This is a genomic window from Pelomicrobium sp., from assembly GCF_036803785.1.
In the GTDB taxonomy this organism is placed as follows: Bacteria; Pseudomonadota; Gammaproteobacteria; order Burkholderiales; family UBA6910; genus Pelomicrobium.
This window is the reverse complement of sequence record NZ_DAIRTR010000088.1, coordinates 1-12,951: the sequence shown is the minus strand read 5'-3', so window position 1 is coordinate 12,951 and position 12,951 is coordinate 1. Positions and strand designations below refer to the sequence as shown.

The window sequence follows — 12,951 nt, the reverse complement described above, 5'->3', positions numbered from 1 at the left end:
TCACCCTCAAACCCGTGCCCACACCGATCGGCTGTTCGATTGTTAAAGAGCGGTGCTGCGGATGCAGCGAAGGGCGGCATTATACAGGGTGGCGCATCGCGGTCAAGGGATTTCCACGTTCCGCGAGCGCAAACGGTGATCGGCTCGAGGCAAAGAGCCTCGAGCCGCTGCCTCGAACGTTCAGACCAGCACCACGCGGGCGAATTTGCGTTTGCCCACTTGCGCGACCACCGTCTCGCCCCGGTGAAGGCGAAGCTGGGCATCCGTCACCCGCATACCGTTCAGCCTCACGCCTCCCTGGCCGATCACGCGCAACGCCTCCGAGGTGCTGGCCGTAAGCCCTGCCCGCTTGAGCAGCTGGGCGATGGGCAGCCCCTCGCTTCCCGCCTCCAGGCTGACCTCGGGCAGAGTCTCGGGCAGGGCCCCCTCGCGGAAGCGGGCCTCGAACTCGGCGTGGGCCCGCGCCGCGGCCTCTGCGCCGTGGAAACGCGCCACTATCTCCCGGGCGAACTCCACCTTGACGTCCCGGGGATTGCGGCCCTGGGCGACCTCCTCCTTCCAGCGTCGGAGGGTCTCCAGGGGCTGGAACGACAGCAGCTCGATGTAGCGCCACATGAGCTCATCGGAGACGGACATGAGCTTGCCAAAAATCTCTTGGGGCGGTTCGTTGATGCCCACGTAGTTGCCCAGGGACTTGGACATCTTGTTGACCCCGTCCAGGCCCTCCAGCAGGGGCATGGTGAGGATTACCTGGGGCTCCTGGCCGTAGTGTTTCTGCAGCTCGCGCCCCATGAGCAGGTTGAACTTCTGGTCCGTCCCGCCGAGCTCCACGTCGGCCTTAAGCGCCACCGAGTCGTAACCCTGCACCAACGGGTAGAGAAACTCGTGGATGGCGATGGGCTGATGGCTGCGGTAGCGCTTGGCGAAATCGTCCCGCTCCAGCATCCGGGCCACCGTGTACGTGGCGGCCAGGCGGATCATGTCGGCGGCGGTGAGCCGGTCCATCCAGGTGGAGTTGAAGACCACCTCGGTCTGCTCCGGCTTGAGGATCTTGAACACTTGCTCGGCGTAAGTCCGGGCGTTCGCCTCGATCTCCTCCCGTGTGAGGGGAGGACGGGTCGCGTTCTTGCCCGAGGGATCACCGATCATCCCGGTGAAATCGCCGATCAGGAACAACGCCGTGTGGCCCAGATCCTGGAACTGCCTCAGCTTGTTGAGCAGCACGGTATGGCCGAGGTGCAGATCGGGGGCCGTCGGATCGAAACCGGCCTTGACCCGTAGCGGCCGCCCCCGGGCGAGCTTGCGGGCGAGCTCGTCCTCGGAGATCAGCTCCTCGCAGCCGCGGCGGATCTGGGCCAAGGCCGCTTCCATTCCAGGAGATTCACTCAACTAAGTTTCCCTCCTTAAACAATAAAATAAATTGATTTTTTAAAAAATTTTCTTTTAGAATCCGGATTCAAAGGTGGGGCAAAAAACCGCTGGCCTGTCCCGTTCTCCTCGGCAGACGGCACGCGGACTCGGTGTTAAAGTTACAACTTTTTACAAACCCAGCCGATCAGTGAGGGAGGCATGATCGAGCGTGAGATTCTAACCGAAGACCGCAACCGGGCCGTCCGCCGCTCCCGCCGCTGGATGGCCGTCCTGTCCGCGATTCCCCTCTTCGGCATGGTGGCCGCCTTTGGCATCGCCCCTGGAACCCAGGTCGAGACCGTCCCCCAGCGCAGCGTGGTGGAGGAGCTCGATCTGCTCCTCGTGACAGAGGAGCGGGAATCGATGCTCGCTTTCTGGCAGGAAGAGGTAATCCAGAAGGGCGACACGGTGGGAAGCCTTTTGTCCCGCTTGGGCGTGGACAACGCGGACACACTTGCTTTTCTCCAAAGCGTACGCGGCAGCGCCGCGCTGCGTCGCCTGGTTCCCGGCAAAACGGTGAAGGCCCAGGTGAGCGAGGACGGCCGACTGCTTGCGTTCCGGTATCTGGACGGATCCAACGAAGAGTTCGCCGTGGAGCGCGCCGACGAGGGTTTTTCCGTGCGCACCGCCGCGCCGCCCCTCGAGCAGCGAATCGTACTCAAGGCGGGCATCATCGAAAGCAGCCTGTTCGGGGCGACCGACGCAGCGGGCATCCCCGATGCCATCGCCATTCAGATGGCGGAAATCTTCGCCTCCGAGATCGATTTCCACCGGGACCTCCGCAAGGGGGACCGCTTCATCGTGGTCTACGAGGAGGAGCTCTACGACGGGGCGCCGATCCGCTCGGGACGCATCCTGGCCGCCGAGTTCGTGAACGACGGCAAGACCTACCAGGCCATCTACTTCGCCACCCCCGAGGGCAACGGCTACTACACGCCGGAAGGGAAGAGTCTGAAGAAGGCGTTCTTGCGCTCTCCCCTTCCCTTCTCCCGAATCACGTCTGGGTTCACCCAGGCCCGATTCCATCCCATCCTGAAGACGTGGCGGGCCCACCGGGGCGTCGACTACGGCGCTCCCATCGGGACGCCCGTGCGCGCCACAGGCAGCGGGCGGGTGGCGTTCGCCGGCACGCAGGGGGGATACGGGAACATCGTCATTCTCCAGCATGCTGGAGGCTACAGCACCGCCTACGCCCACTTGTCGGGCTTCGCCCGGGGAATCCGCCCTGGGGTCCGAGTTGAGCAGGGCCAGACCATCGGCTACGTGGGCATGACCGGCTGGGCAACGGGGCCCCATCTCCATTATGAGTTCCGGGTGAATGGGGTGCAGCAGGATCCCCTCCGTGTCGTGATGCCCGAGGCCCCCCCCATCGGCGCGCGGCATCGGGCCGCCTTCAAGGCCGCCGCGGCGGACCTCACCGCCCAGATGGACTTGATGCGTAGCGTGATGCTCGCTCGCGCCGACTAGCCCCGCCAAGCCCCGAGGGCAGAGTTGCCCCGGGGCCTGCGAGTTCTCTTCCATGTCTTCCGCCGCCTCGGGCGCCTTGGAGCGATACGCGGGTCTCATGTCCGGGACCAGCCTGGACGGGGTGGATGGGGTGGTCGTGGAATTCCAGGGCGACCGCGGCCGGCTGATCGCCACTGCCCACGTTCCCTACCCGGATGCCCTGCGGGCAGAGCTCATGGCCTTGAGTCAGCCTGGGGACAACGAGCTGGAGCGCTCCGCCCTCGCCGCCCAGGAAATTTCCCGACTCTACGCCGCGACGCTCAAGCGACTGCTCGAGACGGCTTCGGGCAAGCCTGCTGTGCGGGCGGTGGGCTGCCATGGCCAGACGGTACGCCACCGGCCCGAGGCCCACTTCAGCGTCCAGCTTCTGGCCCCTGCCCTGGTGGTCGAGCTGACCGGCATGCCGGTGGTGGCCGACTTCCGCAGCCGGGATCTGGCGGCGGGCGGTCAGGGAGCACCCCTGGTGCCCGCCTTTCATCGGGCCCAGTTCGGCATCGAAGGCGAAAGCCGTGCCGTGGTCAACATCGGGGGCATCGCCAACGTGACCGTGCTGCGCCCCGACGGTACCGTGTTCGGGTTCGACACGGGCCCGGGCAATGTGCTGCTGGACGCCTGGTGTCAGCGGCACAGGGGAGAGCGGTTCGACGCCGGCGGTGCTTGGGCGAGCAGCGGCAGGCCGATTCCGGCCTTACTCAAGGCCCTGTTGGCAGACCCGTATTTTCGGGCGGCCCCCCCCAAGAGCACCGGCCGGGAACGCTTCAACGAGGCCTGGTTGAGCCGTCACCTGCGGGGAGACGAGCGCCCGCAGGACGTGCAGGCCACGCTGCTTCGGCTCACCGCGGAAAGCGTCACAGCGGCCCTCGCGGCCGCCTGCCCCGACGTCGCCGAGGTGTTCCTCTGCGGGGGAGGGGCGCGCAATGACGCCCTGGTGGCCGCCCTGCGGGCGCGGCTGAGTCCTCGGCGAGTCGAGCTGACCGACGTCCTGGGAATCGATGTGGAATGGGTAGAGGCCGCGGCCTTTGCTTGGCTTGCCCGCGCCACCCTCTTGGGGCTGCCGGGAAACGTGCCGGAGGCGACCGGCGCCGCGGGCCCACGGGTGCTAGGGGCGCTCTACCCGGCCTGATCGGGGCGGGTTGGCGAGGCGACGGGAGGTAGCCCGCCGCCTGCAGACGGTACGCGGGCGCTTATACCGAGAAGGAGGAACCGCAGCCGCAGGTGGTGACCGCGTTCGGGTTCTTGATGACGAACTGCGCTCCCTCGATGCTTTCCTGGTAGTCGATCTCGGCGCCCACCAGGTACTGGAAGCTCATGGGATCGATGAGCAGGGTGACACCGTTCTTCTCCATCACGGTGTCGTCCTCGTTGATCGATTCGTCGAAGGTGAACCCGTACTGGAACCCGGAGCAGCCGCCGCCGCTCACGAACACCCGCAGCTTCAGCTCGGGATTGCCCTCTTCGTCGATCAACTGCTTCACCTTGTTCGCCGCGCTGTCGGTAAAGATCAGCGGGGTCTCGGTCACTGCGTTCATGGGGTACTCCTGCAAAATATCCATTGACTTTCATTATGAAGCCCGGGCCGACCGGGGTCAATCGCCGGCAGCGGGCTTCAAGGCCAGCACGTTTTCCTTCTCCGCCCCAGCCTGGTCGTGCATGAGCTGCCCGTCCACCACCGCGCCCACCTGAATCTCGATGCGGGCATAGTGCACATCTCCCCGGACCCGGGATTTGCTTTGGAGTTCCAGGTATTCAGAAGCGTGGACGGGCCCCACCACCGTGCCGTTGATCACCGCGTGGGACACCCGGATCTCCCCCTCGATGGTGGCGTTTTCGCTCAGCACGAGGGTGCACGCAGACTCGCCCGAGGCGATCACGTTGCCGCGCACGTGTCCATCGACCCGCAGCCCGCCGTTGAAGAGGATGTTGCCTTCGATGCGGGTTCCCGCGCCGATGAGACAATCGATGCGATTGTGCGGCTTGGTCGGTTTGTTGAAAAACATCCCGGTTCCTCCCCTCACGACAGAACGGTGGTCTCAGTGACCAGGGCCTCCTGGCGTCCTTCGCCGTACACTTGGACCTGCAGGCTTTCCACCGCCGTCCCAGGCGGCACCTTGAAGCGTCCCTCCACGCGCTGGAACACCCGGAAGCTCACGTTGAAGGCGGCGGGGTTCGGGGCGTCCGGTCCCGGCAGAGGAATGACCGCCTGCCGTCCGCTTTGCACCACCCGCACCGCGAACTGGAGCCGGCCGCGAAACGGCTTGCCCTGGCCCGGCGGCTGCACCAGCAGGAGACTGTAGCGGTACTCGTCCGGCACGATGTCCCGCTCCAGCACGAAGCGGTGCACCGCGAGGCGCCGTCCCGGGCCCACGCCGGAGGTGAGGCTCTCGAAGAACGCCAAGTCCTCCTTGAGCTGGGCGTTTTCCTGGATCAGGCCCTTCACCTGGCGCGCGAGATCCTCCCGGGCTGCCCGCTCCACTTGCAGCTCCCCTTCGGCGCGGGCGGTGCGCGACTGCAACGCCTCGTTCTCCCGGGTGAGCCGCTCACTCAGGGCTCGCAGCCGCTCCAGCTCGCCCGCCGTCTCCGCCGCACTGAAGCCCGCCACCTGGCGCCCGGTCTCAAACAACTTCCAGGCGACAAATCCCAAGACCGCCACGAGGAGCAGGATGCTCAAGCTCCTCCAGTACCACGGGACCTGGGGTCGGACCGCTACCCGTGGCGCGGCGATGCCAAAACGCCTGCGTAGCTCCTTGAGCGCCATCACGGGGACAAGGGCGGCTGGGTCAACCCCAAGCCTTCCGGCAGCCCGAACATCAGGTTCATGTTCTGGACGGCTTGTCCCGCGGCCCCCTTCACCAGGTTGTCGATGACCGACAGGATCACCAGGGTATCGCCCCCCTGGGGGCGGTGCACGGCGATCCGGCACAGGTTGGCGCCGCGCACCGAGCGGGTGTCAGGATGGCTGCCGGCGGGCAGCACGTCCACGAAGACTTCACGGGCGTACCGCGCCTCGAACAGGGCCTGGGCGTCTGTCTCCCGGGTGAGCCGGGCGTAGAGGGTGGCATGGATGCCCCGCACCATGGGGGTCAAATGGGGCACGAAGACGAGCCCAACCGGCCGGCCCGCCACCCGCGCCAGCCCCTGGACGATTTCCGGGTGGTGCCGGTGTCCCCCCAGCCCGTAGGCCTTGAAGTTCTCAGAAGCTTCCGAGAACAGGAGGGGGACTTCCGCCTTGCGCCCCGCCCCGCTGACCCCCGATTTGGCGTCGGCCACCAGGTGCGCCAGGTCCACGACCCCTGCTTCCACCAGGGGCAGGAACCCGAGCTGGACCGCGGTGGGATAGCAGCCTGGATTGGCCACCAGCCGTGCCGAGCGGATGCGCTCCCGGTTCACCTCTGGCAGGCCGTAGACCGCCTCGGAGACGAGCTCGGGACAGGCATGGGCCATGCCGTACCATTGCTCCCAGGCGGCCACGTCGGCCAAGCGGAAGTCCGCCGAGAGGTCGATCACCCGCACGCCCGCCCGCAACAAAGCCGGGGCCTGTTCCATGGCAACGCCGTGGGGTGTCGCGAAGAAGACCACGTCGCATTCCGCCAGCGGCGCCACCTCCGGTGCGGAAAACTTGAGCGGGACCTGCCGGCGCAGACTGGGAAAGAGCTCCGCCACCGCCTTGCCTGCTTCCTTGCGGGCGGTGAGGGTGTGCAGCTGGACTTCGGGATGGCCCACCAGGATCCGCAGCAGCTCCACTCCCGTGTAACCCGTGCCGCCGACGATGCCCACCTTGATCATGCATCCCGCTCCCTGGACGGCCCTGCCAAGAAACGCCGCCCGAAAAGAAAAAGGGGTGATCCCCGAGACCGGCGGGGCCACCCCCAATATTCCTGGTTGGTATTGTTCTTACCGCTTGGAGAACTGCTTGCGCCGCCGCGCCTTGTGGAGGCCCACTTTCTTGCGCTCCACTTCCCGCGCGTCGCGAGTGACCAGCCCCGCCTTGCGCAGCACGGGCTTCAGCGCCGCGTCGTAGTCGATCAACGCCCGGGTGATGCCGTGGCGCACCGCGCCGGCCTGGCCCGACTCGCCTCCCCCGTGGACGTTGATCCGAATATCGAACCGTCCTTCGTTGTTTGTCAAGACCAAGGGTTGCCGCGCGATCATGCGGCCCGTCTCACGAGAGAAGAACTCGTCGAGGGGCTTGCCGTTCACCCGGATCTCGCCCTGGCCGGGCTTCATGAACACCCGGGCGACAGCGCTCTTGCGGCGGCCGGTACCGTAGTAATAGTCACCTATCATCGGCGCTCCTCAGAGGTCCAACTGCTTCGGCTGCTGGGCGGCGTGGGGGTGCTGGGGGCCGGCGTACACCTTGAGCTTGCGGAACATGGCGTAGCCGAGGGGACCCTTGGGAAGCATGCCCTTGACCGCCTTTTCGATCACCCGCGCCGGAAAGCGCGCCTGCATCTGGCGCAGGCTGGTGCTGTAGAGCCCGCCAGGATAACCGCTGTGGCGGTAGTAGATCTTTTGGTCTAGCTTTTTGCCCGTCACGCGGATCTTGTCCGCGTTGATCACCACGATATAGTCGCCGGCATCCACGTGGGGGGCATAGATGGGCTTGTGCTTTCCCCGAAGCCGGCGCGCGATCTCGCTGGCCAGGCGCCCAAGCACCTTGTCCGTGGCGTCCACCACGAACCACTCGCGCTTTACGTCCTGGGGCTTGGTCGAATAGGTCTTCATCGGACGATACGATCGGAGGAAAGGCGCGAATTTTAGGTTAGTTTTCCTTTAAGTGTCAAACCACAAGCGCGGCCCACGAGGCGGGGGGATCGGGACGATGAGCACGGCCCGGGCGCAAGAAGGCACAAGAAGCTGTTCAGAAATCCGAGGCGGTGAATATCAGTAAACATGAATATTGCATAAATCTAATATTGCATTGCCATAAGCCGGAATTATGGCGGTGGTTTTGGAACGAGACGCGCTCTCATCTTCCCATTTGACAAAAAAAAAGGCGCAACCTGATGGGGTTGCGCCGAGTTCCACCTTAGGAGGAGGATGGAGGAGACAACCATTGAATACCCATGACGAGCATTCAACGTAAGCGCATTATGCCGGAAAAGGGTCCGCGATGCAAGCATTTTTTTGCATTGCGGCACAGAACCCCGAAAAAATACTCAACCCATTGATTTATAGATGACTATTATGACGGACTGGCACGTGATCAAGATTTTGGGGGCGCTTGCCCTCCCCCCGGCCTGTCTTCTCCTTGCCCTGCTGGCGGGCGTCGTCCTGCTCAAGCGGCGCCCGGGTGCCGCAAAGGCCTTCCTGGCCGCCGGGATCGCCGGCCTGTGGATCGGCGCCACTCCGGCGGTGGCCTATCGGGCCCTGGGGCTTCTGGAGCCCCCTCCCCTCGCGGGAGATCCCAAGGGCGTCCCGGCCCAGGCCATCGTCGTCCTGGGCGGAGGCACGCTGTTCGCCTCTCCCGAATACGCGGGCGATACGGTAAGTGCCTGGACCCTGGAGCGGCTGCGCTACGCCGCCCGGCTCGAGCGCGCGAGCGGCCTGCCGGTGCTGGTCACCGGGGGGAACCCCCGCGGGCGGCCGCGCAGCGAAGCGGCCGCCATGAAGGAAGCGCTGGAAGCGGAGTTCGGCGTGCCGGTGCGCTGGACTGAAGAGCGGGCGCGCAACACCCGGGAAAATGCCCTGCGATCGAAGGAAATTCTCGCGCCTGTGGGAATCAGGCGCATCCTGCTGGTGACCCATGCGGCCCACATGCCGCGGGCGGCGATGGCCTTCACGGCGGCGGGCTTCGACGTGATCCCTGCTCCCACGGGATACGCGGCCCAGCTGGCCGGCGACCTCTTCGATTGGCTGCCCCGCGCCGACGCGTTGCTCGCCACGCGCAGCTTCCTGCACGAAACCCTGGGCTACGCCTGGTATCGACTACAATGGGCGCTCGAGTGAGCCGGAAATCGCCGACCGCGGTGAGCGGCAGACGCCGTCTCGATGCGCATGGGCAAAAGTGACCGCGAAGAAGCAGAGCGATTTTTCCAGCGGGCGTTTGTGCCCCTGGGGTGAACAAATTCGAACGGTATCGTGATAAAGGAGCAGAGGTGAAGGCGAGAATCAAATGGGTGGAGGAAGCGAGCTTCCTCGGCCAGAGCGAGAGCGGCCATGCCCTTCTCATGGACGGACCGCCCGAGGCGGGCGGCCGCAACCTGGGTCCGCGCCCCATGGAGACCGTGCTCATGGGCACGGGAGCGTGTACCGCCTTCGACGTGGTGATGATCCTGAAGAAAGCCCGGCAGAGTGTCACCGACTGCGTGGTGGAGATCGACGCCGAGCGGGCAGCTCAAGACCCCAAGGTCTTCACCCGCATCCACTTCCATTTCATCGTCAAAGGCAAGAGCCTCAAGCCCGAGCAGGTGGAGCGGGCGATCAAGCTCTCGGCGGAAAAATATTGTTCGGCCTCCCTCATGCTCGGCAAGACGGCGGTGATCACTCACGACTTCGAGGTGCTGGAAGCCTAGGAGGTAGGGTGCGTTGAGCGTAGGGTGCGTTGAGCGGAGCGAAACGCACCGACAAAGGGGGTGAAAAGCCTTTGGAGCGGTGCGCTAAAGCGCACCCTACACCCTTCGACAAGCCTCCCTCCGCCGGGTGCGTTGAGCGTAGACAGGAGACCAAAGCGCTACTCACGTCCCACATGCTCTGATGGCTCAGGGGCCTGTTCTGCGGCCCAATCCAGCGGATACCGCGCCTCCCTAACGAAGCGGTGGAAGCTGGAATAGGGCCACTGCGCAGGAGCAGAACACCACCCATGCTTGACCGGGTTGTAATGAATGTAATCGAGGTGTGCGGCGAGGTCCTGCTCGTCACGGATGGTGTGCTCCCAGAACCGGCGCTGCCACAAAAGCCGCTCCCGCCGCTTGGTGCGCGAAGCGTCCAGCGACAGCGACCTGGGGTCCTGTTCTTCCCAGCGCCGGGACACCGCCGCCTTGATCATGCGCCAGCGCCCTGGGAAGTCCGCATCTCCCGGAGGCAGCCGCCAGATGCAATGCAGGTGGTCAGGCAGTAGCACCCATGCCACGATTTGAAACGGATGTCGGGCGCGCACCCGCGTGATCGCTTCCCGCAGAGCCCGCCGTGCCGGCTCGGTACAGAGCCATGGCCTGCGCTCGTAGGCGACCACGGTGAAGAAAAACGTACCGCCCGGCACCAGGTTTCGCCTGTAGTTGGGCATGCCGAAAAACTCTGCCTTCGTAGCACCCAAACTGCGGGGGTCTATGATGATGTACTGAAACGTCCCCGACAAGCCCCCTTCCGCCGGGTGCGTTGAGCGTAGGGTGCGTTGAGCCGTAAGGCGAAACGCATCGACAAGGGGGGATTGAAAGCCCTCCCGAACGGTGCGCTAAAGCGCACCCTACACCCTTCGACAAGCCTCCCTCCCTCGGGTGCGTTGAGCGTAGGGTGCGTTGAGCCGTAAGGCGAAACGCACCGACCCGGGAGGTTGAAAGGCCGCCGAGGGCGGTGCGCCCAGGCGCACCCTACGCGCACCCTACGGCTACGCCCCCGGCGTTCACACCCAATAGGCGGTGCCGGTCATCACCCGGGAAGTGGCCCGCATGGCGAGCCGCACCGGCGCGGGCAGCTCGCTCCCGCCGTGGTGGAGGGCCGTAGCGGCGTGGCGCGCTTCGTCGATTTTCATCTGGAGGAGGATCGCTCGGCTTTTGCGGTCCTGCTTGGGCAGCCGTTCCAGGTGCCCGTCCAGGTGGCCCTCCACCTGCCGCTCGGTCTCGGCGAGAAAACCCAGGTTCCACCGGTCCCCCAGGAATCCCGCCAGGGCGCCGAGGGCGAAGGCGCCGGCGTACCACACGGGATTGAGCAGGCTCGTGCGCCCGCCCAGCGCCGCAAGCCGCGCCTCGGTCCAGGCGAGATGTTCGGTCTCCTCCTGGGCCGCCCGGCGCAGGGTCGCCTGCACCGCGGGGTTGCGCGCCGTCAGGGTCTGGCCCTGGTACAGAGCCTGGGCGCAGATCTCTCCGGCGTGATCCACCCGCAGCAGCCCTACTACGTGCCGGCGCTCCTCGTCGGTGAGGGGAGCCTCGGGGAGGTCGGCGCCCGGCATCGGGCGGGCCGAATGGGCCGGCGCGAAAAGAGTGCGCAAGGCGTTGTCGAGGACGTTGATCAGCGGATCGACATTCAGCATGGTGCGCTTCCGGGTGCGGGCGGCCTTGCGCTCGAGCCCGGCTTTTTCCCGGGGAGCGAGCCCGGCGACGGTGGGCCCCCGCGCGAAGGCCTCTTCGAGATGAGGCGCGGGAACATGATCCCAGCCGGGAGGCCCGGGGTCAAGAACGTAGGGTACGTTGAGCGAAGCGAAACGCACCGACAAGGGGGTGAAAAGCCTTTGGAGCGGTGCGCTAAAGCGCACCCTACGGCTAGGGCCCCCGGAAAAAAAACCGGGCGCCCGAAGGCGCCCGGTGGAAGCCCGCCGAGGGCGGCGCGTGGCCGCCCGCGCGTCTAGAAGCTGTGGCGGACGTGGAGCGCGAAGGCCGAGGGATCCCGGCCTGCAGCCCCACTTCCAGCACCATTCACAGCAAAGTCATAGCCGGCGTTGGTGTCGTTCTTGATCTTGGTGTAGTAGGCGTAGGCCACGGTGCGCTTGGAGAAGTGGTAGCCCACCCCCACCGTGTAGTGGTCGGCACCGCTGTCGCTGATGCCGCAGCCGGGCATGCCCCCCACGAAGATGCTGGTCGCCGTGCCACCCGCGCAGCCGCCGTCCACGTCGTCGGCGTGGAACCACTGGGCGCGCAGGTCGAAGTTGCCCATGCGGTGGGAGCCCACGAGGCCCCAGGCGTCCCGCTTGGCTTCGGAGCCGGCAGCTACCACGTTTTCGTATTTCAGGTTCTCCCACACGGCGCCCACGAAGGTGTTGCCCTGGTTGAAGGTGTAGCGCACCCCCACCTTCCAGGCGGTGTCGTCGCCCAGCTGTCCGCCGGTCAAACGCTGCTCGTTGCGCTTCTCATAAGCCGCGTCGAGGCCCAGCCCCATCCACTCGTAGCTGGCACCCAGGCTATAGCGAGCCCGATCCTGAGCGGCGGTCTCGGCCTCGTCGGGCGCGTAGCCCAGGCGGAAGCTGAAGCCGGCGAACTTGGGCGACCAGTACTGGACCGTGCTGCCTTGACGCGTGCTAAAGCCTGCCGTCGTGCCGCCGACGCCGTTGTTGTTACCGATCACCGCTTCGATATCGGGCATGCCGGTGGCGTAGAAGCGGTCGTAGCCGATGGTGGCGACTTTATAAGGGGTGTCCCAGTTGCCCAGGAGCACGGAACCCCAGTTACCCGAAAGACCCACCGCCGAGTTCCGGCCCGCCCAGGCCCCGCTAGTGGAGGCGTCGGGACGCACATCGTTTTCCACCTGGAACCAGGCCTTGAGCCCCCCGCCCAGGTCCTCCTCCCCCTTGAAGCCGATGTTGGAGGAGTTGCTGTTCACCCGGGTGCGGCGGGCATCGGTCGGATTGTCGTTGTCCACGGACTCCAAGCTCATGTTGAGCGTGCCGTAGATGGTCACGTTGTCGGCGGCCTGGGCGGCGAGCGGCGCGGCCAGGGCGCCGGCGACGGCCAGGGCGATGACTTTCTTGTTCATGCGGTTTTCTCCTCTGAAAGAATCGCTGCAATAAGGATGGTTCGCGAACGTTCCTTACTTTCCTCGACTTCCCTCCCCGCGAGGTCGAGAAGTCGAGGCTATTGTGCGCAATGGGTGCGCCGGGAAACAAGCAAAACCGCCCGAAAACCCTTGCGCGAGCGACCTGGTTGTTGCGCGGATACAACACTCCCAAAGCGGCGGCCGGCGGGCCCGCCCTCCCAAGGGCTTAGCCGAACCTGCTGGGACGACGCTTCAACCGGGTTCACAAAGGGGTCGGCAAAAACGCAACAGGCGGGCGTCGGGTGCGATCGGAACCCGCACGCATCCCCCTGGCGCGCCGGACCCGGCCGGCCCGCCGGGTATAATCGGCCCATGGCCTGGGACGTGGCGGTGGTGGGGGGCGGCTTCGTGGGC

At 65.7% G+C, this 12,951-nt stretch carries 14 protein-coding genes; 4 read left to right on the top strand and 10 right to left on the bottom strand.

The features are described 5' to 3' along the window. Positions 1–180: 180 nt before the first annotated feature. Positions 181–1,371, bottom strand: a complete 1,191-nt coding sequence (gene tyrS / locus V7Q81_RS10885; protein ID WP_333843123.1) for a tyrosine--tRNA ligase — start codon at positions 1,369–1,371, stop codon at positions 181–183. 198 nt (positions 1,372–1,569) lie between these two features. Here tyrS and V7Q81_RS10880 point away from each other — a divergent pair, with 198 nt between their 5' ends. Together V7Q81_RS10880 and V7Q81_RS10875 are read left to right on the top strand one after the other, a co-directional pair. Continuing rightward, a complete protein-coding gene (locus tag V7Q81_RS10880) occupies positions 1,570–2,877 on the top strand; it encodes a M23 family metallopeptidase (RefSeq protein ID WP_333843117.1) in 1,308 nt (435 codons plus the stop codon). 52 nt (positions 2,878–2,929) lie between these two features. After that, a complete protein-coding gene (locus V7Q81_RS10875; protein ID WP_333843115.1) occupies positions 2,930–4,039 on the top strand; it encodes an anhydro-N-acetylmuramic acid kinase in 1,110 nt (369 codons plus the stop codon). 61 nt (positions 4,040–4,100) lie between these two features. Here V7Q81_RS10875 and erpA read toward each other — a convergent pair whose 3' ends face one another. From erpA to rplM, 6 genes are all read right to left on the bottom strand, one after another. After that, the gene (gene erpA / locus V7Q81_RS10870) at positions 4,101–4,445 is read right to left on the bottom strand and encodes an iron-sulfur cluster insertion protein ErpA (protein WP_147801025.1); all 345 of its coding nucleotides are present in this window, start codon (positions 4,443–4,445) and stop codon (positions 4,101–4,103) included. Between the two features lie 57 nt (positions 4,446–4,502). Further along, positions 4,503–4,913 (bottom strand): bactofilin family protein, encoded by a 411-nt coding sequence (locus V7Q81_RS10865; RefSeq protein WP_333843109.1) that lies wholly within the window; start codon positions 4,911–4,913, stop codon positions 4,503–4,505. Between the two features lie 14 nt (positions 4,914–4,927). Further along, complete coding sequence (locus V7Q81_RS10860; RefSeq protein WP_333843121.1) at positions 4,928–5,671, bottom strand: DUF6776 family protein; 744 nt, start codon at positions 5,669–5,671, stop codon at positions 4,928–4,930. Further along, on the bottom strand, positions 5,671–6,699 hold the full coding sequence (gene argC, locus V7Q81_RS10855) for an N-acetyl-gamma-glutamyl-phosphate reductase (protein ID WP_333843107.1): 1,029 nt from the start codon (positions 6,697–6,699) through the stop codon (positions 5,671–5,673). Before argC ends, V7Q81_RS10860 begins: the two co-directional genes overlap by 1 nt. Positions 6,700–6,807: 108 nt before the next feature. Further along, complete coding sequence (rpsI, locus tag V7Q81_RS10850; protein WP_333843104.1) at positions 6,808–7,200, bottom strand: 30S ribosomal protein S9; 393 nt, start codon at positions 7,198–7,200, stop codon at positions 6,808–6,810. 9 nt (positions 7,201–7,209) lie between these two features. Then, complete coding sequence (gene rplM, locus V7Q81_RS10845) at positions 7,210–7,638, bottom strand: 50S ribosomal protein L13 (RefSeq protein ID WP_333843102.1); 429 nt, start codon at positions 7,636–7,638, stop codon at positions 7,210–7,212. 453 nt (positions 7,639–8,091) lie between these two features. Between rplM and V7Q81_RS10840 the strand changes: the two genes are divergently transcribed. Then, positions 8,092–8,862, top strand: a complete 771-nt coding sequence (locus tag V7Q81_RS10840) for a YdcF family protein (RefSeq protein WP_333843099.1) — start codon at positions 8,092–8,094, stop codon at positions 8,860–8,862. Between the two features lie 149 nt (positions 8,863–9,011). Further along, a complete protein-coding gene (locus V7Q81_RS10835; protein WP_333843097.1) occupies positions 9,012–9,428 on the top strand; it encodes an OsmC family protein in 417 nt (138 codons plus the stop codon). A 158-nt stretch (positions 9,429–9,586) separates the two neighbouring features. On the opposite strand, the gene V7Q81_RS10830 is transcribed toward V7Q81_RS10835, so the two are convergent. From V7Q81_RS10830 to V7Q81_RS10820, 3 genes are all read right to left on the bottom strand, one after another. Then, complete coding sequence (locus tag V7Q81_RS10830) at positions 9,587–10,138, bottom strand: REP-associated tyrosine transposase (RefSeq protein ID WP_333843096.1); 552 nt, start codon at positions 10,136–10,138, stop codon at positions 9,587–9,589. A 336-nt stretch (positions 10,139–10,474) separates the two neighbouring features. Then, complete coding sequence (gene coq7 / locus V7Q81_RS10825) at positions 10,475–11,101, bottom strand: 2-polyprenyl-3-methyl-6-methoxy-1,4-benzoquinone monooxygenase (RefSeq protein ID WP_333843119.1); 627 nt, start codon at positions 11,099–11,101, stop codon at positions 10,475–10,477. 311 nt (positions 11,102–11,412) lie between these two features. After that, on the bottom strand, positions 11,413–12,537 hold the full coding sequence (locus V7Q81_RS10820; protein ID WP_333843091.1) for a porin: 1,125 nt from the start codon (positions 12,535–12,537) through the stop codon (positions 11,413–11,415). Positions 12,538–12,951: the final 414 nt, after the last annotated feature.

Coding starts and splice junctions, on each gene's coding strand:
- V7Q81_RS10830 (WP_333843096.1), bottom strand. CDS start 10,138: ATGCCCAACTACAGGCGAAACCTGGTGCCGGGCGGTACGTTTTTCTTC.
- tyrS (WP_333843123.1), bottom strand. CDS start 1,371: ATGGAAGCGGCCTTGGCCCAGATCCGCCGCGGCTGCGAGGAGCTGATC.
- rplM (WP_333843102.1), bottom strand. CDS start 7,638: ATGAAGACCTATTCGACCAAGCCCCAGGACGTAAAGCGCGAGTGGTTC.
- rpsI (WP_333843104.1), bottom strand. CDS start 7,200: ATGATAGGTGACTATTACTACGGTACCGGCCGCCGCAAGAGCGCTGTC.
- V7Q81_RS10865 (WP_333843109.1), bottom strand. CDS start 4,913: ATGTTTTTCAACAAACCGACCAAGCCGCACAATCGCATCGATTGTCTC.
- V7Q81_RS10860 (WP_333843121.1), bottom strand. CDS start 5,671: ATGGCGCTCAAGGAGCTACGCAGGCGTTTTGGCATCGCCGCGCCACGG.
- coq7 (WP_333843119.1), bottom strand. CDS start 11,101: ATGCTGAATGTCGATCCGCTGATCAACGTCCTCGACAACGCCTTGCGC.
- argC (WP_333843107.1), bottom strand. CDS start 6,699: ATGATCAAGGTGGGCATCGTCGGCGGCACGGGTTACACGGGAGTGGAG.
- V7Q81_RS10875 (WP_333843115.1), top strand. CDS start 2,930: ATGTCTTCCGCCGCCTCGGGCGCCTTGGAGCGATACGCGGGTCTCATG.
- V7Q81_RS10880 (WP_333843117.1), top strand. CDS start 1,570: ATGATCGAGCGTGAGATTCTAACCGAAGACCGCAACCGGGCCGTCCGC.
- V7Q81_RS10840 (WP_333843099.1), top strand. CDS start 8,092: ATGACTATTATGACGGACTGGCACGTGATCAAGATTTTGGGGGCGCTT.
- erpA (WP_147801025.1), bottom strand. CDS start 4,445: ATGAACGCAGTGACCGAGACCCCGCTGATCTTTACCGACAGCGCGGCG.
- V7Q81_RS10820 (WP_333843091.1), bottom strand. CDS start 12,537: ATGAACAAGAAAGTCATCGCCCTGGCCGTCGCCGGCGCCCTGGCCGCG.